A 26,857-nucleotide genomic window follows, 5' to 3' on the forward strand; every position below is an offset into this window, starting at 1 on the left:
ATATGGCTTATACAGAAGAGCAAATTGAAAACATCAAAACACGAATTTTATCAGCCTTGGAAGAAGTTATTGACCCTGAGTTGGGAATCGATATTGTCAATCTTGGTTTGATCTATGAAATTCGTTTTGACGGTGACACAGGACAAACAGAGATTGATATGACTTTGACAACCATGGGTTGTCCTCTAGCAGACCTTTTGACAGACCAGATTTATGATGCTATGACAGAGGTTCCAGAAGTAACGGATACTGAGGTCAAATTAGTTTGGTATCCAGCCTGGACTGTTGAAAAAATGAGTCGCTATGCACGTATTGCCCTAGGCATTAAGTAAACAAATAAAAACATGTGAGAGATTATTGGAAAAGCGAGGAAATTTCCCCCTCTTTTCCTCTAGTCTCTCCTTTCTTTTGCTGATTTTATTCAAAGAAAATGATATAATAGTAGTTATGGAAAAAAAGAAATTACGCATCAATATGTTGAGTTCAAGTGAGAAAGTAGCAGGACAAGGAGTTTCAGGTGCTTACCGTGAATTAGTTCGTCTTCTTCACCGTGATGCCAAGGACCAATTGATTGTTACAGAAAATCTTCCAATAGAGGCAGATGTGACTCACTTTCATACAATTGATCTCCCCTATTATTTATCAACATTCCAGAAGAAACGATCAGGAAGGAAAATTGGCTATGTGCATTTCTTACCTGATACACTCGAGGGGAGTTTGAAAATTCCATTTTTCATAAAGGGAATTGTGAAACGCTATGTATTTTCTTTTTACAACCGGATGGAGCACTTGGTGGTGGTCAATCCTATGTTTATTGAGGATTTGGTGGCAGCTGGTATTCCACGTGAAAAAGTGACCTATATCCCTAACTTTGTCAACAAGGAAAAATGGCATCCTCTTCCGCAAGAAGAGGTAGCGAGACTGCGTACAGAGCTAGGTCTTAGTGACAATCAGTTTATCGTAGTAGGTGCTGGTCAAGTTCAGAAACGCAAAGGGATTGACGATTTTATCCGTCTGGCTGAGGAATTGCCGCAAATTACCTTTATCTGGGCAGGTGGTTTCTCTTTTGGTGGTATGACAGATGGTTATGAACGTTACAAGAAAATCATGGAGAATCCACCTAAAAATTTGATTTTTCCAGGTATTGTATCGCCAGAGCGGATGCGAGAATTGTATGCCCTAGCGAATCTTTTCTTGCTTCCTAGTTATAATGAGCTCTTTCCGATGACGATTTTAGAGGCTGCCAGTTGTGAAGCTCCGATTATGTTGCGTGATTTAGATCTTTATAAGGTAATTTTGGAGGGAGATTATCGGGCTACAGCAGACAGAGAAGAGATGAAAGAAGCTATTCTGGAATATCAAGCGAATCCTGCTGCTTTAAAAGATTTGAAAGAAAAAGCTAAGAATATTTCTAGAGAGTATTCTGAAGAGCATCTGTTACAAATCTGGTTGGACTTTTATGAGAAACAAGCCGCTTTAGGGAGAAAGTAAAAAGTGAGGTAATCTATGCGAATTGGTTTATTTACAGATACCTATTTTCCTCAGGTTTCAGGTGTTGCGACCAGTATTCGAACCTTGAAAACCGAACTTGAAAAGCAGGGGCACGCTGTTTTTATCTTTACGACGACAGATAAGGATGTCAATCGCTACGAAGATTGGCAAATTATCCGCATTCCAAGTGTTCCTTTCTTTGCTTTTAAGGATCGCCGCTTTGCCTATCGAGGTTTCAGCAAGGCGCTTGAAATTGCTAAACAATATCAACTGGATATTATCCACACTCAGACAGAATTTTCTCTTGGCCTGTTGGGGATTTGGATTGCGCGTGAATTGAAGATTCCAGTCATCCATACCTATCACACCCAATACGAAGACTATGTGCATTATATTGCCAAGGGGATGTTGATTCGTCCTAGTATGGTCAAGTATTTGGTTAGAGGTTTTTTACATGATGTAGATGGAGTCATTTGTCCTAGTGAGATTGTCCGTGACTTGCTATCTGACTATAAGGTCAAGGTCGAAAAACGTGTCATTCCTACTGGGATTGAATTAGCCAAGTTTGAACGTCCAGAAATCAAGCAAGAAAATCTGAAAGAACTACGTAGTAAACTAGGGATTCAAGCTGATGAACAGATGTTGCTGAGTCTTTCCAGAATTTCCTATGAAAAAAATATTCAAGCAGTATTAGCAGCCTTTGCTGATGTTCTGAAAGAGGAAGACAAGGTTAAACTGGTAGTTGCTGGGGATGGCCCTTATCTGAATGACCTCAAAGAGCAAGCCCAGAAACTAGAGATTCAAGACTCCGTTGTCTTTACAGGGATGATTGCTCCTAGTGAGACCGCTCTTTACTATAAGGCGGCAGATTTCTTCATCTCGGCATCGACAAGTGAAACCCAAGGCTTGACCTACTTGGAAAGTTTGGCTAGTGGGACGCCTGTCATTGCACATGGAAATCCTTATCTGGACAATCTTATCAGTGATAAAATGTTTGGAACCTTGTATTATGGTGAACATGATTTGGCTGGAGCTATTCTGGAGGCCCTGATTGCAACGCCAGATATGGATGAGCATACCTTATCAGAGAAATTATATGAGATTTCAGCTGAGAATTTTGGAAAACGGGTGCATGAGTTTTATCTTGATGCTATTATTTCAAATAATTTCCAGAAAGATTTAGCCAAAGATGATACGGTCACTCAGCGTATCTTTAAGACAGTTTTGTATCTACCGCAACAGGTGGTTGCTGTGCCCGTAAAAGGCTCTAGACGCATGCTGAAGGCTTCAAAAACACAGTTAATCAGCATCAGAGATTATTGGAAAGACCATGAAGAATAGAAAGAGGAATAGCTATGAAAAAACAATTGATGAGAAGTGGTAGTGATCAAAAAATTGCTGGTGTTTGTGCCGGAGTGGCTCATTATCTAGATATGGATCCAACTATCGTTCGAGTCATTTGGGGTGTCCTTGCTTGCTGTTACGGAGCGGGAATTGTAGCTTATATCATTTTATGGATTATTGCGCCGGTAGCAAGTGACTATTGAAAACTAGCTGAATTCATGCTAAGATAATAGAAAATAGAATGTAACGAAGGAGATAAAAATGGCATTTGGAGATAATGGAAAACGTAAAAAAACTATGTTTGAGAAATTAACCTTGCTTATCGTACTTATCATGTTAGTAGCAAGTATTTTGGGTATTTTTGCAACTGCAATTGGTGCCCTCAGTAATCTATAAAATAGATTCAAGAAAATTTTGTGACTGGGATTTCCCAGCCCTTTTTTAAAGTGAGAAGAAAAAAATGAGTATGTTTTTAGATACAGCCAAGATCAAGGTCAAGGCTGGTAATGGTGGCGATGGTATGGTTGCCTTTCGCCGTGAAAAATATGTCCCTAATGGCGGTCCTTGGGGTGGTGACGGTGGTCGTGGAGGTAATGTAGTCTTCGTTGTAGACGAAGGTCTACGTACTCTCATGGATTTCCGCTATAATCGCCATTTCAAGGCTGATTCTGGTGAGAAAGGAATGACCAAAGGGATGCATGGTCGTGGTGCTGAGGACCTTAGAGTTCGAGTACCACAAGGTACGACTGTGCGTGATGCTGAGACAGGCAAGGTCTTGACAGATTTGATTGAACACGGTCAAGAATTTATCGTTGCCCACGGTGGTCGTGGTGGACGTGGAAATATCCGCTTTGCAACACCAAAAAATCCTGCACCGGAAATCTCTGAAAATGGAGAACCAGGTCAGGAACGTGAGTTACAATTGGAATTAAAAATCTTGGCAGATGTTGGTTTAGTAGGCTTCCCCTCTGTTGGGAAATCAACACTTTTAAGTGTTATCACCTCAGCTAAGCCTAAAATTGGTGCCTACCACTTTACGACAATTGTGCCAAATCTAGGAATGGTTCGTACCCAATCAGGTGAATCCTTTGCAGTAGCTGATCTACCAGGTTTGATTGAAGGAGCTAGTCAGGGAGTCGGTCTGGGAACTCAGTTCCTCCGTCACATCGAGCGTACACGTGTCATCCTTCACATCATTGATATGTCAGCTAGTGAAGGGCGTGATCCATATGAGGATTATCTTGCTATCAATAAAGAGCTAGAGTCATACAATCTCCGTTTGATGGAGCGTCCACAGATTATCGTAGCCAATAAGATGGATATGCCTGAGAGTCAGGAAAATCTTGTAGAATTCAAGAAAAAATTGGCTGAAAACTACGATGAATTTGAAGAGTTACCAGCTATTTTCCCAATTTCTGGATTGACCAAGCAAGGTTTGGCTACGCTTTTGGATGCTACAGCTGAATTGCTAGACAAGACACCAGAATTCTTGCTCTACGACGAGTCAGATATGGAAGAAGAAGCCTACTATGGATTTGATGAGGAAGAAAAAGCCTTTGAAATTAGTCGTGATGACGATGCAACATGGGTACTTTCTGGTGAAAAACTCATGAAACTCTTTAATATGACCAACTTTGATCGTGACGAATCAGTCATGAAATTTGCTCGCCAGCTTCGTGGTATGGGGGTTGATGAAGCCCTTCGTGCGCGTGGTGCTAAAGATGGGGATTTGGTCCGCATTGGTAAATTTGAGTTTGAATTTGTAGACTAGGAGACTGATATGGGAGATAAACCGATATCTTTCCGAGATGCGGATGGTAATTTCGTTTCTGCCGCAGATGTTTGGAATGAAAAGAAATTGGAAGAACTATTTAATCGTCTCAATCCAAATCGTGCCCTGAGATTAGCACGAACTAAAAAAGAAAATCCATCTCAGTAAAGAATATAACAAAATTCCGTGCCACATCAGACACGGAATTTTCTTATTCTTCAAAGAAAAATGGTGGAGCGAATTTTTTCAGTTCTTCAAAGCATCTTTGAGCAGCTTCTGCATCTTCGCAGATGACAAGGCAGACATCATCACCACAGAGAGTAGCGATAGCGTCAGAGAAACTTAATGCATCAATGATAGAACCAAAGGATTGCGCAAGTCCAGGAAGGGTTTTAAGGAGGACTTGGTGTTGAACGGGACGCATCAAGACAAGAGCATCTTCCATGTAAATTTCGAGACGTTTTTCCCATTTTGAGATAGAACCTGTATTGAGTACGTAGTAAGAGTTGTCTTCTTCTCGTACTTTTGAAAGGTTCATGCTTTTAATATCTCTCGAAAGTGTAGCTTGTGTAACTTGAATGTCGTTATCAGCAAGAAGAGCTTGTAGCTCAGCTTGGGTATGAATCTTGTTTTTCGTTACAAGAGCTCGTATGAGTTGGTGTCGGTGTTCAGATTTATTCATAAAATGTTACTCCTTGTACTAGGTACAGAAAGCGTGGACTGAACGATATCGTCAGTCAGGTGGTAAGCGGTATTGTCACGTATGATGAATTCAAAGTCAGTAGTATAGGAATAAACGGAGAGAATCTCCTTCCTTTAACTTGTCACTAGTCGGGTGCAGATGAATTGGCTATCTATCCGTTTATCTACATTGGTGTCCTCTACTAACAGTAAATCATTCAATTAGGGTAGCCTTTTGTCACGACTTCTTGTGAATTTACGATTAATGTTAATTCACAGAGATTTTCCAACATGTGGTGTGGTAGCGAGTATTATTAATGAGTACACATGTTGGTTAGGGTTTTAGTATATTTTGTCCAAGCTCCCGTGTAGACTTATCATAAGCCTATATCGGGATTGAATTTGATACCAAGTTTATGTGTAGTTTGACTGTTCAAGTGGAAATCTTTCATATTGAAAGTCTAGTATTCTACCTTTTGACAAGGTAGGATAAGACTAGACTGTTCAAGATCAACAGTCAGCTGGTAAGCGGTGTTGTCACGTATGGTGATTTCAAAGTCAGTAGTATAGAGAACTAAACGAAGAGTATCTCCTTCTTTTAGCTTGTAAATAGTTGGTTGCAGTTCAAACTGGATATCCATCCATTCATCTGCAGTAATATTCTCTACTAACAGTAAATCATTTCTATTTTGTAAATTGAGATAGCCTTTTGTCACGACTCGTTGTGAATCTGGTCTAAATGGCAATTCGTTAAGATTTTCCAACATGTGGTAGCGACCGTTGTCAATGGTTCTAGCACTTAAAACAGCTGGATAAGGTTGTAGGTATTTCTTCTGTCCAAATTCTAGCAGTTGGGCAGATAAGAGCCCCTTATTTGTACTGGATTTGATACGAAGATTGAGTTGGGCACGACCGTTCAGGTGGAGATCCTTGGTCACAGGAAGGTCAATAGTAATCTGATTGACTTTCCCTTGATAGAGTTCTGTATTGAAGGTCTGGTAAGTCTTACCATAACGCTCAAAATCCTTATCTGAGTACTGGTTTTGAATAACTTGCTCTTCTTGACCAAGTGCGAAGGTTTCAAAGTTATCTTGCTCACCGAAGGTATCAAGTGATAACCAAGTCTGAGGAGCTGTATTATCCTGCCAAATGACAGTAGGAAGTTGGTAATCCGTTTCCTGTCCCAGTAATTTCTTAGTCAATAAGGCGTTCATAGACTCACGGAAGTCAATGGACTGCCAGTTGTTCATGTACACATGGGCGCCATTATGGAAAAAGAGATGCTTGTTTATGTGAGCAGGAAGAGCATGAAACATCTGATAAACATGAAGTGGTTTAACATTCCAATCCTGAGAACCGTGAGTAAAGACAACATCTGCCTTTACTCTATCAGCATTGAGCAAATAGTTGCGGTCATGCCAAAATTGATTGTAGTCACCAGATTTGCGATCTAACTGCTCTTTTACTTTTTCTAAATCAGCTTGGTGAGCTTCATTACCACGAATAAAGTCGCCAGCCAAGAGATTACGAGAGTAGGTTAACTCAGCAAGGGAGTCAAAGTCCTCACCTGGATAGCCACCTGGGCTAGTTACCAGACCGTTTTCACGGTAATAGTTGTACCAAGATGAAATGCCAGCCTCGGCAATGATCACTTCTAAACCATCTACACCTGTAGTTGCTAAACCATTGGACATGGTACCTAGATAGGAAAGTCCAGTTGTAGCTACTTTTCCATTTGACCAGTCAGCCTTGACTTGACGTTGGCGCGTGTGGTCAGTGAAAGCACGGCAACGGCCATTAAGCCAATCGATGACATTTTTATAAGCCTCGATTTGCTGGTAGTCTCCGTTAGTCATGAAACCAGTAGAGTCTTTGGTACCAACACCTGAGACATACAGATTGGCAAAACCTCGTGGAAGGAAGTAGTCGTTGAGTGTATAGCTAGAGTTGATGTGTGTTAGCTTTTCCTCAGCTTCTGACACAAGCTCAGCTTGACCTTGGAGTTGGACGAGATTTAGTTGGGGTTCCTCTAGCTCAATCTTGTGAGCAGGCTTAACCTCGAGATTGCCCTCCATCTTGTAAAGAGCTTTATCGCTGGCTTTATCATTTGTTCCCTGATGATAGGGACTTGCAGTCATGATAGCAGGGATTTGCCCGTCATAACGAGGACGAATAATGCTGACCTTGACTAAGTCTGGTAGCCCTTTTCGGTCAGTATCGACACGAGTCTCAACGTAAACAACTTCACGAATGACATCATGGCTAGAAAAAGTAGCCAAACTCTTGCCGTTAAAGTAGTGATAGTCATTATCCTCAGGAATAAGACCGTCACTGATAAGTTGGTCGATAAGAGTGTTCCCCTTTTTAGTGCGAGTATTGAGTAAGTGATAGAGATTTTCAATCAAGTCACCATATACAATGGGAAAACCAGTCTCTTTACGAAAAACATCACTGTCTTCAAAGTCAACCAAATAAGAAAAACCTAAAAGTTGAAAGGCTACAGTATAGAAAATATCTGCAGTCAGTTCTTTGTCTGACTGAAAAAATGTCAGTAAGTCAGTTTCTTTATCTGAAGAAAGTATAGACAAGGGATAATCTGTATTTTGACATGTGAAATAAATTTTACGAATAAAGTCCTCAAATTGCTTTTTTTCTGAATCAGTAGGTTTTAGGTTGAAACCTAAAGAAACTAAATCATTCAGGGCCTGCGTTGATGAAGTTTTAAGATAGCTGTATTGATTAAAACGCATAAGACCTCCTATTTATGAAATATATTAAGGTTATTATATCAAAAAATAGAGAGAAAAGAAACTATAAAAATTAACAGAAATTATAATAAATAAAAATAAGTACTTATGAAATAAACAAGTAAAATGATAAGCTTAAATACAAAAATATTATCGATGCTGTTGAAAATCGGGCAAGGATCGTCTAGTCAACTATGATTTGAGTTATTAGATATTAAAGCATCAGTAATAGTAATAGAAATTTAAAGAAAATGGTATAATATAGTGAGAACGATAGAGGAGAAGTGTAAATTGATCGCACAACTAGATACAAAAACAGTCTATAGTTTTATGGAGAGTGTCATTTCAATCAACAAGTATGTGAGAGTAGCAAAAGACTATGGCTACACTCATTTGGCTATGATGGATATTGACAATCTTTATGGGGCTTTTGACTTTCTAGAGATTACAAAAAAATATGGAATTCATCCTTTGTTAGGGCTTGAAATGAATGTGCTTGTAGATGACAAGGATGTGAATCTGCGCTTTTTAGCTCTATCTAGTGTGGGCTATCAGCAGTTGATGAAACTTTCAACAGCTAAGATGCAGGGGGAGAAAAGTTGGTCAGTTCTATCTCAGTATCTAGAGGATATTACGGTAATTGTGCCTTATTTTGAAGAACTTGAGTTGTTAAATCTAGGCTGTGATTACTATATAGGGGTTTACCCAGAAACACTAGCAAGCGAATTTCATCATCCTATTTTGCCCCTTTATCGGGTCAATACATTTGAAAGTAAGGATAGAGAAGTTCTTCAAGTACTAACAGCGATTAAAGAAAATATACCGCTCAGAGAAGTTCCCTTGCGTTCGAGACAAGATGTTTTTATATCAGCAAGTTCTTTAGAGAAACTATTCCAAGAACGTTTTCCTCAAACCTTGGAAAACTTAGAAAAGCTTATTTCAGGTATTTCTTATGACTTGGATACTAGTTTGAAACTGCCTCGTTTTAACCCAGCTAGACCAGCAGTAGAAGAGTTGAGAGAACGCGCTGAGCTTGGGCTTGCTCAGAAGGAGTTGACTAGTAAAGAATATCAAGACCGTCTAGACCAAGAATTGGCTGTTATTCATGATATGGGCTTTGATGATTATTTCTTGGTTGTCTGGGATTTGTTGCGTTTTGGACGTTCGAATGGCTATTATATGGGAATGGGACGGGGTTCCGCAGTTGGTAGCTTGGTTTCCTATGCTTTAGACATTACACGGATTGATCCAGTAGAGAAAAATCTGATTTTTGAACGCTTTCTCAATCGTGAACGCTATACCATGCCTGATATTGATATCGATATTCCTGATATTTATCGTCCAGATTTTATCAGGTATGTTGGCAATAAATATGGTAGTAAACATGCTGCTCAAATCGTTACTTTTTCAACATTTGGAGCCAAGCAAGCTCTACGAGATGTCTTGAAACGCTTTGGTGTTCCTGAGTATGAATTATCTGCAATTACCAAGAAAATCAGTTTTCGTGATAATCTCCAGTCGGCTTATGAGGGTAACATCCAGTTTCGTCAGCAAATCAATAGTAAGTTAGAATACCAAAAAGCTTTTGAAATTGCCTGCAAGATTGAGGGATATCCAAGACAAACCTCTGTCCATGCAGCTGGTGTTGTAATCAGTGACCAAGATTTGACCAATTACATCCCTCTAAAGCATGGTGACGAAATTCCACTGACTCAATATGATGCTCATGGAGTCGAAGCGAGTGGACTTTTGAAGATGGATTTTCTGGGGCTACGAAATTTGACCTTTGTCCAGAAGATGCAAGAGTTGCTTACTGAAACAGAAGGTATTCATATAAAAATAGAAGAAATTGATTTGGAAGACAAAGAAACGTTAGCTCTTTTTGCTTCTGGTAATACAAAAGGTATCTTTCAATTTGAACAACCTGGTGCTATTCGCCTGCTCAAACGTGTGCAGCCAGTCTGTTTTGAAGATGTCGTAGCAACTACTTCCCTAAATCGACCAGGTGCTAGTGATTATATCAATAATTTTGTAGCTAGAAAGCATGGGCAAGAAGAAGTGACGGTTCTGGATCCAGTGCTGGAGGATATTTTGGCTCCAACCTACGGCATTATGCTCTATCAGGAGCAGGTTATGCAGGTTGCTCAGCGATTTGCTGGATTTAGTCTTGGGAAGGCCGATATTTTGCGTCGAGCTATGGGTAAAAAGGATGCCTCTGCTATGCATGAGATGAGGACTTCCTTTATTCAAGGCTCCATAGAAGCTGGTCATACTGCGGAAAAAGCAGAGCAGGTTTTTGATGTTATGGAGAAGTTTGCAGGTTATGGATTTAACAGGTCACACGCCTACGCCTACTCAGCCTTGGCCTTCCAGTTGGCTTATTTTAAAACACATTATCCAGCTATCTTTTATCAGATTATGTTGAATTCTGCCAACAGTGATTATGTAACAGATGCCTTAGAAGCAGGTTTTGAAGTAGCCCCATTGTCCATCAATACTATTCCCTATCACGATAAAATTGCCAACAAGTCTATCTATCTAGGTTTGAAATCGATTAAGGGGCTCAGCAAGGATTTGGCGCTTTGGATTATTGAACATAGACCTTATTCTAATATTGAAGATTTTTTAGCTAAACTACCTGAAAATTATTTGAAACTTCCCTTGCTGGAACCTTTGGTAAAAGTTGGTCTTTTCGATTCATTTGAAAAAAATCGTCAAAAAGTATTCAATAATTTAGCTAATCTATTTGAATTTGTGAAAGTATTAGGAAGCTTATTTGGAGAGAGCATTTATAGTTGGCAAGATTCGGAGGACTGGTCGGAGCAAGAAAAATTCTACATGGAACAAGAGCTTCTAGGAGTAGGAGTGAGCAAACATCCTTTACAAGCTATTGCAAGTAAGGCTATTTATCCGATTACTCCTATTAGTAATTTGTCAGAAAATAGCTATGCTATTATCTTGGTTGAGGTTCAGAAGATAAAAGTAATTCGTACCAAAAAAGGTGAAAATATGGCTTTCTTACAGGTGGATGACAGTAAGAAAAAATTGGATGTTACTCTCTTTTCAGATTTATATCGACAGGTTGGACAGGAAGTAAGAGAAGGAGCCTTCTACTATATAAAAGGAAAAATCCAATCACGTGACGGTCGTCTGCAAATGATTGCACAAGAAATAAGAGAAGCAGTTGCTGAGCGCTTTTGGATTCAGGTGAAAAATCATGACTCGGATCAAGAAATGTCATGTATTTTAGACCAGTATAAAGGCCCAATCCCAGTCATTATCAGGTATGAAGAGGAACAGAAAACGATTGTTTCTCCCAACCATTTTGTAGCTAAATCTGATGAATTAGAAGCGAAATTGAATGGAATAGTTATGAAAACGATTTATCGCTAAAATTACGGAAAATAGAAGAATTTTCAACGTAAATGTGGTATAATCAGTAAGAATGTTAAAAGAAAAAGGAGCATAACCAATATGAAACGTATTGCTGTTTTGACTAGTGGTGGAGACGCCCCTGGTATGAACGCTGCCATCCGTGCAGTTGTTCGTCAAGCAATTTCAGAAGGAATGGAAGTGTTTGGTATCTATGATGGATATGCTGGTATGGTTGCCGGTGAAATTCATCCCCTAGATGCAGCTTCAGTAGGGGACATCATTTCTCGTGGTGGTACTTTCCTTCACTCAGCTCGCTACCCAGAGTTCGCTCAACTTGAAGGGCAACTTAAAGGGATTGAGCAATTGAAAAAACACGGGATTGAAGGTGTAGTTGTTATTGGTGGTGACGGATCTTACCACGGTGCTATGCGTTTGACTGAGCATGGCTTCCCAGCTATCGGTCTTCCAGGTACAATCGATAACGATATCGTTGGTACTGACTTTACAATCGGTTTTGACACAGCAGTTACGACTGCTATGGACGCTATCGATAAGATTCGTGATACATCATCAAGTCACCGTCGTACATTTGTTATCGAAGTTATGGGACGTAACGCTGGTGATATCGCTCTTTGGGCTGGTATTGCAACTGGTGCTGATGAAATCATCATTCCTGAAGAAGGATTCAAGATTGAAGATATCGTAGAAAGCATTAAATGTGGTTATGAGTGTGGTAAAAAACACAATATCATCGTCTTGGCTGAAGGTGTGATGTCAGCGGCTGAATTTGGTCAAAAACTAAAAGAAGCTGGAGACACAAGTGACCTTCGTGTGACAGAACTTGGACATATTCAACGTGGTGGTTCTCCAACTGCGCGTGACCGTGTTTTGGCATCACGTATGGGTGCACATGCTGTTAAACTTCTTAAAGAAGGTATCGGTGGTGTTGCGGTTGGTATCCGTAACGAGAAAATGGTTGAAAACCCAATTCTTGGAACTGCAGAAGAAGGAGCATTGTTTAGCCTTACTGCAGATGGTAAGATTGTGGTTAACAACCCACACAAGGCTGACCTTGAGCTATCTAGCTTGAATAAGAGCTTGTCATAATTTATAATTTAGTTAATAAGACCAAAAAGGTCATATATATAAAGGAGTCACAAAAATCATGAACAAACGTGTAAAAATCGTTGCAACTTTGGGACCTGCGGTAGAAATCCGTGGTGGTAAAAAATTCGGTGATGACGGATACTGGGGCGAAAAACTTGATGTTGAAGCTTCAGCTAAAAACATTGCTAAATTGATTGAAGCTGGTGCTAACACATTCCGTTTCAACTTCTCACACGGTGACCACCAAGAACAAGGTGACCGTATGGCAACTGTTAAACTTGCTGAAAAACTTGCAGGTAAAAAAGTTGGTTTCCTTCTTGATACAAAAGGACCAGAAATCCGTACTGAATTGTTTGAAGGAGATGCAAAAGAGTACTCTTACACAACTGGTGAAAAAATTCGTGTTGCTACTAAGCAAGGAATCAAATCAACTCGTGATGTAATCGCATTGAACGTTGCTGGTGCTCTTGATATCTATGATGATGTTGAAGTTGGTCGTCAAGTTTTGGTTGACGATGGTAAACTTGGTCTTCTCGTTGTTGCTAAAGATGATGCGACTCGTGAATTTGAAGTTGAAGTTGAAAACGATGGCGTAATTGCTAAACAAAAAGGTGTTAACATCCCTAACACTAAAATTCCTTTCCCAGCACTTGCTGAACGTGATAACGATGATATCCGCTTTGGTCTTGAACAAGGTATCAACTTCATCGCTATTTCATTCGTACGTACTGCAAAAGATGTGAACGAAGTTCGTGCAATCTGTGAAGAAACTGGAAATGGACATGTTCAATTGTTCGCTAAAATCGAAAACCAGCAAGGTATCGACAATTTGGATGAAATCATCGAAGCTGCTGATGGTATCATGATTGCTCGTGGTGACATGGGTATCGAAGTACCATTCGAAATGGTTCCAGTTTACCAAAAAATGATCATCAAGAAAGTTAATGCTGCAGGTAAAGTTGTTATTACTGCAACAAACATGCTTGAAACAATGACTGAAAAACCACGTGCAACTCGTTCAGAAGTATCAGACGTATTCAACGCTGTTATCGACGGAACTGACGCAACAATGCTTTCAGGTGAGTCTGCAAATGGTAAATACCCACTTGAGTCAGTAACTACAATGGCTACAATCGACAAGAACGCTCAAACTCTTCTTAACGAATACGGTCGCTTGAACTCAGATTCATTTGAACGTAACTCTAAGACAGAAGTAATGGCTTCAGCTGTTAAAGATGCTACTAACTCAATGGACATTAAATTGGTTGTAACTCTTACTAAGACAGGTCACACTGCACGTTTGATCTCTAAATACCGTCCAAATGCTGATATCTTGGCATTGACATTCGACGAATTGACAGAACGTGGATTGATGTTGAACTGGGGTGTTATCCCAATGTTGACAGATGCTCCATCATCAACTGACGATATGTTTGAAATTGCTGAACGTAAAGCAGTTGAAGCAGGTCTTGTACAATCTGGTGATGATATCGTTATCGTAGCTGGTGTACCACTTGGAGAAGCTGTACGTACAAACACAATGCGTATCCGTACAGTACGTTAATTAAAATGAAAAAAGCCTATCACATCAAGCTTTCTAGCCTGTATGATAGGTCTTTTTTTTACCAGGGGGCAAAAAAGGGGGCAAACTTTTTACTTTCGATTTAATACGACGGAATCAAGTGCATCAAGTACTGCTTGCTCCAGACCTTTTGTAACGTGAGTATAGATCTAATTGGTGGTTTTTCGGATTTATGCCCAAACTGTGACATGATAGCTTTTAAAGTTATGTTGTTTTTTACATAAACTTCATAAAATGTTTAGTTAAGATAGAGATAAAAAATAACTCCCTGATGAGTCAAGGAGTTATTTCTATCTAAATTAGTTTTTTGAAGCTGCTTGGAATTCTGGGTTTTTCCATGCTTCGTCAATGATAGCTTGCAATTCTTTAGCAGATGCTTGCATTTTTTGAGTTTCTGCGTCGTTCAATGGAATGTTTACTGGACGAACGATACCATGTGCACCAACAACAGCTGGTTGACCGATAAAGACATTCTTAACTCCGTATTGACCTTCTTGGAATACTGAAAGTGGAAGTACTGCGTTTTCGTCGTCAAGGATTGCTTTAGTGATACGAGCAAGGGCTACTGCGATACCGTAGTATGTTGCACCTTTTTTGTTGATGATTGTGTAGGCTGCATCACGAACACCTTCGAACAATTCAATCAATTCAGCTTCTTGAACATTTTGAGTGTCTTTAAGGAATTCTTCAAGGTTTACACCAGCGATGTTTGCGTGTGACCAAACAGCGAACTCAGAGTCACCGTGTTCACCCATGATGTAAGCGTGAACTGAACGAGCATCTACATCCAATTTTTCAGCAAGTGCTTGACGGAAACGAGCTGAGTCAAGTGAAGTACCTGAACCGATAACGCGTTCTTTAGGGAAACCAGAGAATTTCCAAGTTGAGTAAGTCAAAACGTCAACTGGGTTAGCAGCAACAAGGAAGATACCTTTGAAACCTGATTCAACAACTTGAGTTACGATTGATTTGTTGATAGCAAGGTTTTTACCTACAAGGTCAAGACGAGTTTCACCTGGTTTTTGAGGCGCACCTGCAGTGATCACAACAAGGTCAGCGTCTGCACAGTCAGAGTATTGAGCTGCATAGATTTTTTTAGGTGAAGTGAAGGCAAGGGCGTGACTAAGGTCAAGCGCGTCACCAACAGCTTTTTCATGCAATTGTGGAATTTCGATAATTCCAAGCTCTTGTGCAATTCCTTGGTTAACAAGTGCAAAAGCGTAAGAAGAACCTACAGCACCATCACCGACAAGGATAACTTTTTTGTGTTGTTTAGTTGAAGTCATTATTCTAAACATCTCCTTAATTTTATTCAGGGATTTCCCAGTTATTTTAATTCTATCACTTTTAAAAAGCTTTGTCACGGATATGCATTTCAGTTCTTGATGTAAACGTTTTAGTGATTTTAGATACCTGAAATATAGCGGACATTATGGTATAATATAGTTAATTACTAATAGTGAAATGAGGCATTTATTAATGCAGGATAGAAATTTAGTGAATGTCAATCTGACAAAGGAGATGAAGACGAGCTTTATCGACTACGCCATGAGTGTTATCGTAGCGCGGGCCCTTCCTGATGTTCGAGATGGCTTGAAACCTGTTCACCGTCGGATTCTCTATGGAATGAATGAACTGGGTGTTACTCCAGACAAACCCCATAAAAAATCTGCTCGTATTACAGGGGATGTCATGGGTAAATATCACCCACACGGGGATTCCTCTATCTATGAAGCCATGGTTCGTATGGCTCAATGGTGGAGTTACCGTTACATGCTTGTAGATGGTCATGGGAACTTTGGTTCCATGGATGGTGATGGTGCTGCTGCCCAGCGTTATACAGAGGCACGCATGAGTAAGATTGCTCTGGAAATGCTTCGTGATATCAATAAAAATACAGTTGATTTCGTTGATAACTATGACGCGAACGAACGTGAACCCTTGGTATTGCCAGCGCGCTTTCCAAATCTTTTGGTTAATGGAGCGACTGGTATTGCTGTTGGGATGGCAACTAATATTCCACCTCATAACTTGGGTGAAACCATTGATGCAGTGAAGTTAGTTATGGACAATCCTGAAGTGACCACTAAGGACTTGATGGAAGTCTTACCTGGGCCAGATTTTCCAACTGGTGCTCTTGTTATGGGGAAATCAGGTATTCATAAGGCTTATGAAACAGGTAAAGGATCGATTGTCCTTCGTTCTCGCACTGAAATTGAAGAAACTAAGACTGGCCGTGAGCGCATTGTTGTAACAGAATTTCCTTATATGGTCAATAAAACAAAGGTGCATGAGCATATTGTTCGTTTGGTTCAAGAAAAACGAATCGAAGGTATTACGGCGGTACGTGATGAGTCAAACCGCGAAGGGGTTCGATTTGTTATCGAAGTTAAGCGCGATGCCTCAGCCAATGTTATCCTCAACAATCTTTTCAAGATGACCCAGATGCAAACTAACTTTGGTTTTAATATGTTGGCGATTCAAAATGGGGTACCGAAGATTTTGTCTCTTCGTCAGATTTTGGATGCTTATATCGAGCACCAAAAAGAAGTGGTTGTTCGTCGTACACGTTTTGATAAGGAAAAAGCGGAAGCACGTGCTCATATTTTAGAAGGCCTCTTGATCGCACTAGACCATATCGATGAAGTGATTCGTATCATTCGTGCTAGTGAAACGGATGCGGAAGCACAAGCTGAGTTGATGAGTAAGTTTAATCTTTCTGAACGTCAAAGTCAGGCCATCCTTGATATGCGTCTTCGTCGTTTGACAGGTTTGGAACGCGATAAGATTCAGTCTGAGTATGATGACCTCTTGGCTCTGATTGCGGATTTGGCGGATATTCTTGCTAAGCCAGAACGTGTTTCTCAAATCATCAAAGATGAATTAGACGAAGTTAAGCGTAAGTTTGGCGACCAACGTCGTACTGAATTGATGGTCGGTGAAGTCTTAAGCCTCGAAGATGAGGACCTGATTGAAGAATCGGATGTCTTAATTACACTGTCAAACAAAGGTTACATCAAACGTCTGGACCAAGCTGAGTTTACCGTTCAAAAACGTGGTGGACGTGGTGTTCAAGGAACTGGTGTCAAGGATGACGATTTTGTTCGTGAGTTAGTGTCGACTAGCACCCATGATCACCTACTCTTCTTTACAAATAAAGGACGTGTCTATCGTCTGAAAGGCTATGAAATTCCTGAGTACGGCCGTACAGCTAAGGGTTTGCCGATTGTTAATCTTTTGAAATTGGATGAAGGCGAAAGTATTCAAACCATCATCAATGTTGAATCTGAACGCAGCGATGACGCTTATCTCTTCTTCACAACTCGTCATGGTATTGTGAAGAGAACCAGCGTTAAGGAATTTGCTAACATTCGTCAAAATGGACTTAAAGCACTGAATCTTAAAGATGAAGATGAGCTAATTAATGTCTTATTGACAGAAGAAGATACGGATATTATCATTGGTACCAAGTTTGGTTATGCAGTTCGTTTTAATCAATCAGCCGTTCGTGGCATGAGTCGTATCGCCACAGGTGTGAAAGGTGTTAATCTCCGTGAGGGAGATACAGTAGTTGGGGCTAGTGTTATTACTGATCAAGATGAGGTTCTTATCATTACTGAAAAAGGATATGGTAAGCGTACAGTCGCTACTGAATATCCAACTAAAGGTCGTGGTGGTAAAGGGATGCAAACTGCTAAAATTACGGAAAAGAATGGTTCCCTTGCTGGTCTTATGACAGTAAAAGGCGATGAAGATTTGATGATTATCACTGATACAGGTGTCATGATTCGAACCAACGTTGCCAATATTTCACAAACAGGTCGCTCAACTATGGGAGTTAAAGTGATGCGCTTGGATCAGGATGCTAAAATTGTGACCTTTACAACGGTAGCAGCTGCAGAAAAAGAAGAAGTTGGGACAGGAAACGAAACAGAAGGTGAAGCATAATGTCTCATAAAAAGAACAAAAAGAAAACAAACCGTAAAAATTTATTAATCAATATTTTGGCAGGGTTTTTAATCCTCTTGTCAGTGGCTTTGATTTTCAATTCAAAAATTCGTGATATGTTCATGGTTTGGAATACCAATAAATACCAAGTCAGCCAAGTATCAAAAGAAAAATTGGAAGAAAATCAAGATACAGAAGGCAATTTTGACTTTGATTCCGTAAAAGCCATCTCGTCAGAAGCTGTCTTATCCTCACAATGGGATTCGCAAAAATTGCCAGTTATCGGTGGAATTGCTGTCCCTGAGGTAGAAATTAACTTGCCTATTTTTAAGGGGCTTGATAATGTCAATCTCTTCTATGGAGCTGGTACAATGAAGCGTGACCAAGTGATGGGGAAAGGAAACTATTCACTTGCGAGCCACCACATCTTTACAGCAGAAAATGCCAGTCAAATGCTCTTTTCTCCACTGGCACGCGCTAAAAATGGGATGAAAATTTATCTAACTGATAAGGATAAAGTTTATACCTATGAAATTCGAGAAGTGAAGCATGTGACACCAGATCGCGTCGATGAGATTGATGATCGTAGTGGTGTTGATGAAATCACACTTGTAACATGTGTAGACTATGATGCGACAGAACGTATTATCGTAAAAGGTGACTTGAAAGATACAAAAGATTATTCACAAACACCTGAAGAAATTCTAACAGCTTTCAATCAGCCATATAAACAGCGCTATTAATAGTTAAAGAATCAGTAAACATTTAGTTTTACTGGTTCTTTTTATATTGCTTTATAAACATATTATGTAATGTTAAATCAATACAAATATTATCATTTTTAAAAACAATTACCTATTTTAATATTTTGTGTTATAATACTAAATATAAAAAAATAGGAGACGTTTATGAGTTCGTCAGAGTTTATTTCGAAGATTGATTATTATTGCCACAAGAAAGAAAGTCTTTTCAAGCAAAGTAAGTTAAAGTATGCAATTCGTTCTATGTTTGCAGGTGCTTTTTTAACCTTCAGTACAGCTGCCGGGGCTATTGGTGCAGATTTACTTAATAGTATTGTTCCAAGTAGTGGGTATTTCCTGTTCCCATTTGTTTTTGCTTGGGGGCTGGTTTATATTGTCTTCCTAAATGCGGAATTGGTAACTTCCAATATGATGTATTTAACAGCAGGCGCATTTTTGAAAAAGATTGATTGGAAAAAGGCAATGATTATTTTACTCTATTGTACTTTGTTTAATCTCATTGGTGCCTTGGTAGCTGGATGGGCCTTTGCCAACTCGTCAGCCTTTTCGCATTTGACCCATGATAGTTTCCTTCCTAAGCTTGTAGCCAAGAAATTGGCGCGTCCAAGTGATTTAGTCCTGCTTGAGGGAATTCTTGCCAATGTATTTGTAAATATTGCCATTCTTTCATCTATACTAGTCAAAGATGGTACTGCCAAACTATGGATTATTTTATCAGCTATTTCCATGTTTGTCTTCTTGTCCAATGAGCACATCGCTGCCAATTTTGCTTCCTTTAGTATTATGAAATTCAGCATGATTGCTGATCAAGTACCTCACTTTGATCTTCCAAATATCCTTCGACATTGGGGTGTAACCTTTATTGCTAACTTTATAGGTGGAGGTCTTCTGATTGGTTTACCGTATGCCTTTCTAAATAAGAATGAAGATACATATGTTGATTAAGAAGAGTTAGTGTATCAGGGAGAATCAGAATGATTCTCTCTTTTTCTTTTACAAAATAGGCTTGCAGAGAAAATCGTTTTTAAATTGTAAAAATAAAATATATTAAATGGAATAAAAGTTATTCCATATAACCTCAATATTCTAATAACTAAAACTTCTAAAAGCTTATTATTAAAACAATGTAAACGATTGCTGGATTTATAAATTTATTAAAAATGCAATTAGGAAAGGCTTTTCATTATATCTATTTTATGTTATAATTATCACAAATAAAAGTTTTAGGAGTTTATTATGGTTTCTTCAGAATTTATCTCAAAGATTGAATTTGCTTGCAAGAAGAAGGAAAGTCTTTATAGTCAAAGCAAATTTAAGTATGCGATTCGTTCCATGTTTGCAGGTGCATTTTTAACCTTCAGTACAGCTGCTGGTGCAGTTGGGGCTGACTTGATTAATAAAATTGCACCAGGTAGTGGACGTTTCCTATTCCCCTTTGTCTTTGCTTGGGGATTGGCCTACATTGTTTTCTTGAATGCCGAGTTGGTAACATCAAACATGATGTTCTTGACTGCTGGTAGTTTCTTGAAAAAAATCTCTTGGAGAAAAACAGCTGAGATTTTACTTTACTGTACCTTGTTCAACCTTATTGGGGCCTTGATAGCAGGTTGGGGCTTTGCTCATTCGGCAGCCTATGCACATCTGACTCACGATAGTTTCATCTCAGGGGTTGTTGAGATGAAGTTAGGCCGCTCAAATGAATTAATCTTGCTTGAGGCAATTTTGGCAAATATTTTCGTAAATATTGCGATTCTTTCATTTGTTTTGGTCAAAGATGGTGGTGCCAAACTATGGCTTGTGTTGTCAGCGATTTACATGTTTGTATTCTTAACAAACGAGCACATCGCTGCGAACTTTGCTTCTTTTGCGATTGTAAAATTCAGTGTTGCTGCGGATTCAATTGCTAACTTCGGTGTTGGAAATATTCTTCGTCACTGGGGTGTAACCTTCGTTGGAAACTTTATCGGAGGAGGCCTCTTGATGGGTCTTCCATATGCCTTCCTCAATAAAAATGAAGATACTTATGTAGATTAAGAAAATGAGCACGATTGAGTCGTGCTTTTTTCATTTTTAAAATAAGGTAATAGCTATTTCTTATATCAAAATATAGAAAACTGATATTGGTAAACTATACCTTAAGGTGCTACAATATCCTTAATGAAACTATATGGAGGTCGCCTTATGACTCGTGATTTTAAATTTGAAACTTTGCAACTACATGCTGGTCAAGTTGTGGATCCAGCTACCAACTCTCGTGCAGTGCCGATTTATCAAACAACATCCTTCGTTTTTGATGACACGCAGGAAGGTGCTGATCTATTTGCCTTGAGAAAACCAGGGAATATCTATACTCGCATCACCAACCCTACAACAGCTGCCTTTGAAGAAAGAATCGCTGTTCTTGAAGGTGGTGTTGGAGCTCTTGCAACAGCATCAGGTATGGCCGCGGTTACTTATACGATTTTGGCGCTTGCCCATGCTGGTGACCATGTAGTAGCGGCATCAACTATTTACGGTGGAACTTTCAATCTCTTGAAAGAAACCCTTCCTCGATATGGTATCACAACAACCTTTGTGGATGTGGATAATTTGGAGGAAGTGGAAGCAGCGATCAAAGACAATACCAAACTTGTTCTGATTGAAACATTGGGCAATCCCTTGATTAACATTCCTGACTTGGAAAAACTGGCTGAGATTGCTCATAAGCATCAGATTCCACTTGTTTCTGACAATACCTTTGCAACTCCTTACTTGATTAATGTCTTTTCTCACGGTGTAGATATTGCCATTCACTCAGCGACTAAGTTTATCGGTGGGCATGGTACGACTATTGGTGGAGTGATTGTCGATAGCGGTCGTTTTGACTGGGAGGCTTCAGGGAAATTCCCTCAATTTGTTGACGAAGACCCAAGTTACCACAATTTGAGTTATACTCGTGATGTGGGTGCAGCAGCTTTTATTATCGCTGTCCGTGTTCAATTGCTTCGTGATACAGGTGCGGCATTGTCTCCATTTAATGCCTTTCTCTTGCTCCAAGGACTTGAAACTCTTTCACTTCGGGTGGAACGCCATGTGCAAAATGCTGAGAAAATTGTTGATTTCCTTGTCAACCATCCTAAGGTAGAAAAGGTCAATTATCCAAAACTTGCTGATAGTCCTTACCATGCCTTGGCTGAGAAATACCTTCCAAAAGGTGTGGGTTCAATCTTTACCTTCCATGTCAAAGGTGGGGAGGCAGAAGCACGTAAGGTAATTGATCATTTAGAAATCTTCTCTGACCTAGCAAACGTGGCAGATGCTAAATCTCTAGTTGTCCATCCAGCAACAACCACTCACGGTCAATTGTCAGAAAAAGACCTTGAAGCAGCAGGTATCACACCAAACCAAATCCGTTTGTCTATCGGACTTGAAAATGTAGATGATTTGATCGAAGATTTGCGCTTGGCCTTGGAAAAAATTTAAAGAAAAAGAAGATAAACAGTGGGTTTCGACTCACTGTTTTTGATTTTCCCTCAGGCATGATATAATGGATACAGAAATCTAGAAAGAGGAAAGTTATGAACGAAATCAAATGCCCCAACTGTGGGGAAGTCTTTACAGTAAATGAAAGTCAGTATGCCGAACTTTTGTCCCAAGTGAGAACAGCAGAGTTTGATAAGGAATTGCACGATCGGATGAAGCAGGAACTGGCCTTGGCTGAGCAAAAGGTCATGAATGAACAACAGTCTAAACTAGCTCAAAAAGACCAAGAAATTGCTCAATTGCAGAATCAAATCCAAAACTTTGATACAGAAAAAGAATTGGCCAAGAAAGAGGTTGAACAGATAAGCCATCAGGCCTTATTGGCTAAGGACAAGGAAGTACAGGCCTTGGAAAACCAATTGGCGACCTTGCGTTTAGAGCATGAAAATCAACTGCAAAAGACCCTTTCTGACCTAGAAAAAGAACGGGATCAGGTCAAAAATCAGCTCCTACTGCAAGAAAAGGAAAACGAGCTTTCTCTTGCTTCAGTTAAGCAAAACTATGAAGCCCAGCTTAAAGCAGCCAGTGAACAAGTCGAATTTTATAAGAATTTCAAGGCACAGCAGTCTACAAAAGCTATCGGGGAAAGTCTGGAACACTATGCAGAGAGTGAGTTTAACAAGGTACGCAGTTTTGCCTTTCCAAATGCCTACTTTGAGAAGGATAACAAGGTCTCTGCGCGTGGTTCCAAAGGCGACTTTATCTTCCGTGAGAGTGATGAAAATGGAGTCGAAATCATTTCCATCATGTTTGAGATGAAAAACGAAGCGGATGGAACAGAGAAGAAGCACAAGAACGCGGATTTTTACAAGGAATTGGACAAGGACCGTCGGGAGAAGAACTGTGAATATGCCGTGTTGGTGACCATGCTTGAGGCCGATAACGACTACTTTAACACAGGGATTGTTGACGTCAGTCACGAGTATGAAAAGATGTATGTGGTCCGTCCTCAGTTCTTTATCCAGTTAATTGGGCTCTTGAGAAATGCGGCGCTTAATTCTCTAAAATACAAGCAGGAGTTGGCCTTGGTTCGCGAACAAAATATTGACATTACGCATTTTGAAGAAGACTTGGATGCCTTTAAACTAGCCTTTGCCAAGAACTACAACTCTGCTTCAACCAACTTTGGTAAAGCAATCGATGAAATCGATAAGGCCATAAAACGGATGGAAGAGGTTAAAAAGTTCCTAACAACATCTGAAAACCAACTCCGTCTGGCTAATAATAAGCTGGAAGATGTCTCTGTCAAGAAATTGACACGTAAAAATCCAACCATGAAAGCGAAGTTTGAAGCATTGAAGGGGGAGTGAGGAAATAAGTTATGGAAGATGATCTTAATTATGAAAATTTGATAGATGATGTAACCGAGGCTATAAAAAAGTTAAACTTAGTAATTTTTATTGGCGCAGGGGTTTCAATTGCTCAAGGTTATCCTAATTGGAACAATTATATTGAACATCTTATTAAGTATTGGCAAGGACAAGTTTTATCGGTAAGTGGTGAAAAAAGGCTTGGAAGAGAACATCACGTAGTTTTTGATTTAATTAGCAAATCTAGTATTAGTAATAAACGTAAAGTGGATCTAGTAAACTATGAATTAAAAAAAGTTTTTGGTGAAGATTTTGAAAAGCGACGACTAGATTTTGAAAAAGGATATTTTAAAAATCTGCTACCATATTCAATAGTTAACCAAACAGTAGAATCTTTAGCGAGTTTAAATGCAATATTTATTACTTCTAACTACGACTATGAAATTGAAAATCATATTAAACGTTTAAAAAATTCTGTAGTTACTATTAATGATCTCAATGAATTTACTAAGAACAAGAAAGGGAAGCTACAATTTGGTGATGTTCTACATATCCATGGAACACCAGATTGTGATGTAAAGTATTTTGTAAGTTCATCCGCAGATTATTCAAAAACCTATTTAAAAAATAGGGAAAATTTTGAAAATCTAGTAACATGGTTTAAAGAGACAAAACCTACTGTTTTATTTATTGGAGCAGGTCTTGAAGAAGATGAAATTTTATCTTTACTTTGTAAAGATAGTAAGAACTATGCCTTGATGAAGTCAGAGAACACAGGTAATCAGAGAGCTGATGAACATTATAGAGGTGTTGTTGAAGGATTTTTTAGCTCAGAAAACCATACTCAGATTATTTGGTACGGAGATGAATTTGAGAAATTACCTCTTTTTGTAAAAAAATTAGTTGCTGATATTAATGAAAAATTGGGCATACATGATTTTTATAATCAGTGGAACAATCTTTTGAATCCTTCTATAAATCAAGAAGAGTATAATAAAAATCTAGATAGTATTTCTAATGATTTTAAGTATCTAAGCTCTGTTTTAGATAAGGTTATTGAAAATGATAATAATCAACTAGATCAGCTAATGTTAAATGCTCTGCTTCGGGGTGAAACTCTAACAGTAATTAAAAAAAATTTTGTCCTTGCATTTTGGAAGTTTATTGTTAAGAATATTGAAAAGTTAAGTGATAATGAGTGGGATGTGATTTATAAAATAATTTATGAGGGCTCTCAAAATTACTTTATAGATGATGTATTCTTTGTCTATAATTATGCGATAGATAATAAAATTTCTAGTTTTACAAATAATAATAAGCTTAATGAACTGAGAGAAATTATATCCAAAGAGGGATATATCGTTAATTCTAACTTTAATAAAGATAAAACTCTTTTGGGTTACTGGCTAGTAAGTACTTTTGAACAGCAAAATCGTGATTTATATATAGAGGAAGATAGTGAAGTAGAAGTTAACTTAAATTACGAATGTGTTAATAAATTAATCTCCATACTAAATAATCCAGAATTTTCAAGTTATAATTACTACTCTATAGAGTATCAATTAAAAGAGTATGATGTTGTTAAATTTCTTTATGATCTTCTAAAGTCCAAAAAATTATTTATTGAAGAGGAAGAGTTTTTAGAAAGTGATTCTGAAGACTTAATAAGTACTATATTAATTCAAAAATTGCTTGTTCAATTGGATAATGAAATTAATTTGGATTTAGAATTTATCAAGAGGTTAATTGATAAAATTGATTTTTCAAATATTCACTTTGGAGAGGAATTAAACACTTTTATCAAAGAACACAGAAGTATTATTAGAGAAAAAAATATTGAAATACCAAAAGAACCTTATAGAAATTGGATATCTTCACTAGAAGAAGGTTGTGTTTCACAATTTTCATATTTAACTCAAGAAAATCTTGTAGAGTACGATGAATCTAGAGTATTAGAGATATTAGTCAACGCCGAAATGAAACAAAGAGGTTCTTCATTTTTGGAAGAAAAGACGATAAATGAAACGGAAAATTTCTTGATTACTGTTTTAAAAGAATCAAATGAAATATCTAAAAAGGTTTCTGATTTATTGAAAAATCATATAGATGACTTATATCCAAAATATAAGAGATTATATGTAAAAATTATCAGTTCTCCTGAAATAGAAGAAAATTTGAGAAATATTGTTAGAGAAAAATATTTAAAAAGATTTAACAAAGAAAGTTTTGATTCTAACGATCGGAAATTTTTTGAATATCATATAAAACAACAAAATACAGATATAGATATTTTTGAAAAATTACTTAGTATCAATGTGAATGAACTCTCAACACCAAAAGGTGATAATAAACAATTAGATATACTTCATTTTATAAATAGTGAAATGGGATCATATTTTCAATGTTTAATATCATTATTTATAAATCATTTAGGTTATAGAGATGTAATTATTCAAATAATAAATTCAGTAATAGATACCGATTATAGGGAGTTTGCTCAAGGTATTTTATTAAATGAATACAATCCAAACAGAATCAATGTAACTTACAACACCTTTTTAGGATTTGCGTATTATCATTCTACAATTACTGTCGAAGCTGCGGATGTTTTCACAGATGTAGTAAGGGATATTCTATACAAAAAAATTGAGGACAATCAAATTCTTTATAAAGTTTATCTAGTTGCTTTAGAGAGGGTAGATCCAACTATTGATTCGTTTTCTATATCAAAGAATAACTATAGTCAAATGATAAATATCATTTTTACAGAAGACTATGAATTTAGATATTCTAAAGAATGGTTGCGAGCATTATTCAAATCTGACTCAAGTGCGAACTATCTGGTGACAATTTTTTATTTATTATATAATGAAAATCTTAAAGAAAATAGATTTGCTTTATTCATAGAGGAATTAAGTGATTATGTAACAACTTATAATCAGAAATTATCTTTACGAGGAATGAATTATAAATTAAATCATGAAGAACTTAACAATTTTGATTTGTTGAAAAAAATGTTTCTGAAATTAGTGGAGACTGATAAGATAGAGAATGATATTTTCTATCTAGATGGCATCAAAAGTATACTCCCATTATTATCTTTAGATGAAAGACGAAATGTATTACAACATATTCAAAAACAGAACAATTGTCCTCCTCCAGAGATTGAGGAATTACAAAGAATTATAGTTAATTAAAATTTGTAAAAAAGAGAATAA

General features: G+C 38.1%; 20 protein-coding genes. 17 read left to right on the plus strand and 3 right to left on the minus strand.

What is annotated here, in order from left to right; all coding sequences use genetic code 11:
- Positions 1–2: 2 nt before the first annotated feature.
- The 7 genes from N8N51_RS03085 (at position 3) to N8N51_RS03115 (ending at position 4,774) form a co-directional block, all read left to right on the plus strand.
- Complete coding sequence (locus N8N51_RS03085) at positions 3–332, plus strand: metal-sulfur cluster assembly factor (protein ID WP_000331925.1); 330 nt, start codon at positions 3–5, stop codon at positions 330–332.
- A gap of 115 nt (positions 333–447) precedes the next feature.
- Positions 448–1,491 (plus strand): alpha-galactosylglucosyldiacylglycerol synthase, encoded by a 1,044-nt coding sequence (gene cpoA, locus N8N51_RS03090; RefSeq protein ID WP_261014401.1) that lies wholly within the window; start codon positions 448–450, stop codon positions 1,489–1,491.
- A gap of 15 nt (positions 1,492–1,506) precedes the next feature.
- Positions 1,507–2,832: a glycosyltransferase family 4 protein gene (locus N8N51_RS03095; RefSeq protein WP_247927811.1), complete on the plus strand. Its 1,326-nt coding sequence runs from the start codon at positions 1,507–1,509 to the stop codon at positions 2,830–2,832.
- 29 nt (positions 2,833–2,861) lie between these two features.
- Positions 2,862–3,038 carry a PspC domain-containing protein gene (locus N8N51_RS03100; RefSeq protein ID WP_261014542.1) on the plus strand — a complete coding sequence of 59 codons (177 nt, stop codon included), beginning with the start codon at positions 2,862–2,864 and terminating at the stop codon, positions 3,036–3,038.
- 58 nt (positions 3,039–3,096) lie between these two features.
- Positions 3,097–3,231 carry a DUF4044 domain-containing protein gene (locus N8N51_RS03105; RefSeq protein ID WP_000863852.1) on the plus strand — a complete coding sequence of 45 codons (135 nt, stop codon included), beginning with the start codon at positions 3,097–3,099 and terminating at the stop codon, positions 3,229–3,231.
- 64 nt (positions 3,232–3,295) lie between these two features.
- The gene (gene obgE / locus N8N51_RS03110; protein ID WP_000061647.1) at positions 3,296–4,606 is read left to right on the plus strand and encodes a GTPase ObgE; all 1,311 of its coding nucleotides are present in this window, start codon (positions 3,296–3,298) and stop codon (positions 4,604–4,606) included.
- Positions 4,607–4,615: 9 nt separating this feature from the next.
- Entirely contained in the window at positions 4,616–4,774 is a 159-nt protein-coding gene (locus N8N51_RS03115) for a hypothetical protein (protein ID WP_001808548.1), read from the plus strand.
- Positions 4,775–4,817: 43 nt separating this feature from the next.
- Here N8N51_RS03115 and N8N51_RS03120 read toward each other — a convergent pair whose 3' ends face one another.
- Both N8N51_RS03120 and N8N51_RS03125 read right to left on the minus strand, forming a co-directional pair.
- Complete coding sequence (locus N8N51_RS03120; RefSeq protein WP_020902899.1) at positions 4,818–5,288, minus strand: arginine repressor; 471 nt, start codon at positions 5,286–5,288, stop codon at positions 4,818–4,820.
- 460 nt (positions 5,289–5,748) lie between these two features.
- Positions 5,749–8,037: a Xaa-Pro dipeptidyl-peptidase gene (locus tag N8N51_RS03125; protein WP_261103548.1), complete on the minus strand. Its 2,289-nt coding sequence runs from the start codon at positions 8,035–8,037 to the stop codon at positions 5,749–5,751.
- 288 nt (positions 8,038–8,325) lie between these two features.
- On the opposite strand from N8N51_RS03125, the gene N8N51_RS03130 reads away from it, so the two are divergent.
- The 3 genes from N8N51_RS03130 (at position 8,326) to pyk (ending at position 14,080) form a co-directional block, all read left to right on the plus strand.
- The gene (locus tag N8N51_RS03130) at positions 8,326–11,427 is read left to right on the plus strand and encodes a DNA polymerase III subunit alpha (RefSeq protein ID WP_261103550.1); all 3,102 of its coding nucleotides are present in this window, start codon (positions 8,326–8,328) and stop codon (positions 11,425–11,427) included.
- 81 nt (positions 11,428–11,508) lie between these two features.
- The gene (pfkA, locus tag N8N51_RS03135) at positions 11,509–12,516 is read left to right on the plus strand and encodes a 6-phosphofructokinase (RefSeq protein ID WP_000820863.1); all 1,008 of its coding nucleotides are present in this window, start codon (positions 11,509–11,511) and stop codon (positions 12,514–12,516) included.
- 58 nt (positions 12,517–12,574) lie between these two features.
- Positions 12,575–14,080, plus strand: a complete 1,506-nt coding sequence (pyk, locus tag N8N51_RS03140; RefSeq protein ID WP_060628431.1) for a pyruvate kinase — start codon at positions 12,575–12,577, stop codon at positions 14,078–14,080.
- A gap of 317 nt (positions 14,081–14,397) precedes the next feature.
- On the opposite strand, the gene N8N51_RS03145 is transcribed toward pyk, so the two are convergent.
- Positions 14,398–15,384 carry an L-lactate dehydrogenase gene (locus N8N51_RS03145; RefSeq protein WP_000204728.1) on the minus strand — a complete coding sequence of 329 codons (987 nt, stop codon included), beginning with the start codon at positions 15,382–15,384 and terminating at the stop codon, positions 14,398–14,400.
- Between the two features lie 193 nt (positions 15,385–15,577).
- On the opposite strand from N8N51_RS03145, the gene gyrA reads away from it, so the two are divergent.
- The 7 genes from gyrA (at position 15,578) to N8N51_RS03180 (ending at position 26,836) form a co-directional block, all read left to right on the plus strand.
- Positions 15,578–18,046: a DNA gyrase subunit A gene (gene gyrA, locus N8N51_RS03150; RefSeq protein ID WP_261037385.1), complete on the plus strand. Its 2,469-nt coding sequence runs from the start codon at positions 15,578–15,580 to the stop codon at positions 18,044–18,046.
- The gene (locus tag N8N51_RS03155; protein WP_060628427.1) at positions 18,046–18,789 is read left to right on the plus strand and encodes a class A sortase; all 744 of its coding nucleotides are present in this window, start codon (positions 18,046–18,048) and stop codon (positions 18,787–18,789) included. Before gyrA ends, N8N51_RS03155 begins: the two co-directional genes overlap by 1 nt.
- Positions 18,790–18,954: 165 nt before the next feature.
- Positions 18,955–19,752, plus strand: a complete 798-nt coding sequence (locus N8N51_RS03160) for a formate/nitrite transporter family protein (RefSeq protein ID WP_049543547.1) — start codon at positions 18,955–18,957, stop codon at positions 19,750–19,752.
- 291 nt (positions 19,753–20,043) lie between these two features.
- A complete protein-coding gene (locus N8N51_RS03165) occupies positions 20,044–20,841 on the plus strand; it encodes a formate/nitrite transporter family protein (protein WP_023942617.1) in 798 nt (265 codons plus the stop codon).
- A gap of 147 nt (positions 20,842–20,988) precedes the next feature.
- Complete coding sequence (locus tag N8N51_RS03170; RefSeq protein WP_261103552.1) at positions 20,989–22,269, plus strand: O-acetylhomoserine aminocarboxypropyltransferase/cysteine synthase family protein; 1,281 nt, start codon at positions 20,989–20,991, stop codon at positions 22,267–22,269.
- A gap of 95 nt (positions 22,270–22,364) precedes the next feature.
- Positions 22,365–23,639, plus strand: a complete 1,275-nt coding sequence (locus tag N8N51_RS03175; RefSeq protein WP_261057118.1) for a DUF2130 domain-containing protein — start codon at positions 22,365–22,367, stop codon at positions 23,637–23,639.
- 11 nt (positions 23,640–23,650) lie between these two features.
- Positions 23,651–26,836 (plus strand): SIR2 family protein, encoded by a 3,186-nt coding sequence (locus N8N51_RS03180; protein WP_261103553.1) that lies wholly within the window; start codon positions 23,651–23,653, stop codon positions 26,834–26,836.
- Positions 26,837–26,857 lie beyond the last annotated feature (21 nt).

This window comes from Streptococcus mitis, assembly GCF_946188685.1.
Taxonomy (GTDB): domain Bacteria; phylum Bacillota; class Bacilli; order Lactobacillales; family Streptococcaceae; genus Streptococcus; species Streptococcus mitis_CC.

Coding starts and splice junctions, on each gene's coding strand:
- pfkA (WP_000820863.1), top strand. CDS start 11,509: ATGAAACGTATTGCTGTTTTGACTAGTGGTGGAGACGCCCCTGGTATG.
- N8N51_RS03120 (WP_020902899.1), bottom strand. CDS start 5,288: ATGAATAAATCTGAACACCGACACCAACTCATACGAGCTCTTGTAACG.
- N8N51_RS03155 (WP_060628427.1), top strand. CDS start 18,046: ATGTCTCATAAAAAGAACAAAAAGAAAACAAACCGTAAAAATTTATTA.
- N8N51_RS03085 (WP_000331925.1), top strand. CDS start 3: ATGGCTTATACAGAAGAGCAAATTGAAAACATCAAAACACGAATTTTA.
- cpoA (WP_261014401.1), top strand. CDS start 448: ATGGAAAAAAAGAAATTACGCATCAATATGTTGAGTTCAAGTGAGAAA.
- N8N51_RS03095 (WP_247927811.1), top strand. CDS start 1,507: ATGCGAATTGGTTTATTTACAGATACCTATTTTCCTCAGGTTTCAGGT.
- N8N51_RS03170 (WP_261103552.1), top strand. CDS start 20,989: ATGACTCGTGATTTTAAATTTGAAACTTTGCAACTACATGCTGGTCAA.
- N8N51_RS03145 (WP_000204728.1), bottom strand. CDS start 15,384: ATGACTTCAACTAAACAACACAAAAAAGTTATCCTTGTCGGTGATGGT.
- N8N51_RS03105 (WP_000863852.1), top strand. CDS start 3,097: ATGGCATTTGGAGATAATGGAAAACGTAAAAAAACTATGTTTGAGAAA.
- N8N51_RS03175 (WP_261057118.1), top strand. CDS start 22,365: ATGAACGAAATCAAATGCCCCAACTGTGGGGAAGTCTTTACAGTAAAT.
- N8N51_RS03115 (WP_001808548.1), top strand. CDS start 4,616: ATGGGAGATAAACCGATATCTTTCCGAGATGCGGATGGTAATTTCGTT.
- N8N51_RS03160 (WP_049543547.1), top strand. CDS start 18,955: ATGAGTTCGTCAGAGTTTATTTCGAAGATTGATTATTATTGCCACAAG.
- N8N51_RS03125 (WP_261103548.1), bottom strand. CDS start 8,037: ATGCGTTTTAATCAATACAGCTATCTTAAAACTTCATCAACGCAGGCC.
- pyk (WP_060628431.1), top strand. CDS start 12,575: ATGAACAAACGTGTAAAAATCGTTGCAACTTTGGGACCTGCGGTAGAA.
- gyrA (WP_261037385.1), top strand. CDS start 15,578: ATGCAGGATAGAAATTTAGTGAATGTCAATCTGACAAAGGAGATGAAG.
- obgE (WP_000061647.1), top strand. CDS start 3,296: ATGAGTATGTTTTTAGATACAGCCAAGATCAAGGTCAAGGCTGGTAAT.
- N8N51_RS03180 (WP_261103553.1), top strand. CDS start 23,651: ATGGAAGATGATCTTAATTATGAAAATTTGATAGATGATGTAACCGAG.
- N8N51_RS03165 (WP_023942617.1), top strand. CDS start 20,044: ATGGTTTCTTCAGAATTTATCTCAAAGATTGAATTTGCTTGCAAGAAG.
- N8N51_RS03100 (WP_261014542.1), top strand. CDS start 2,862: ATGAGAAGTGGTAGTGATCAAAAAATTGCTGGTGTTTGTGCCGGAGTG.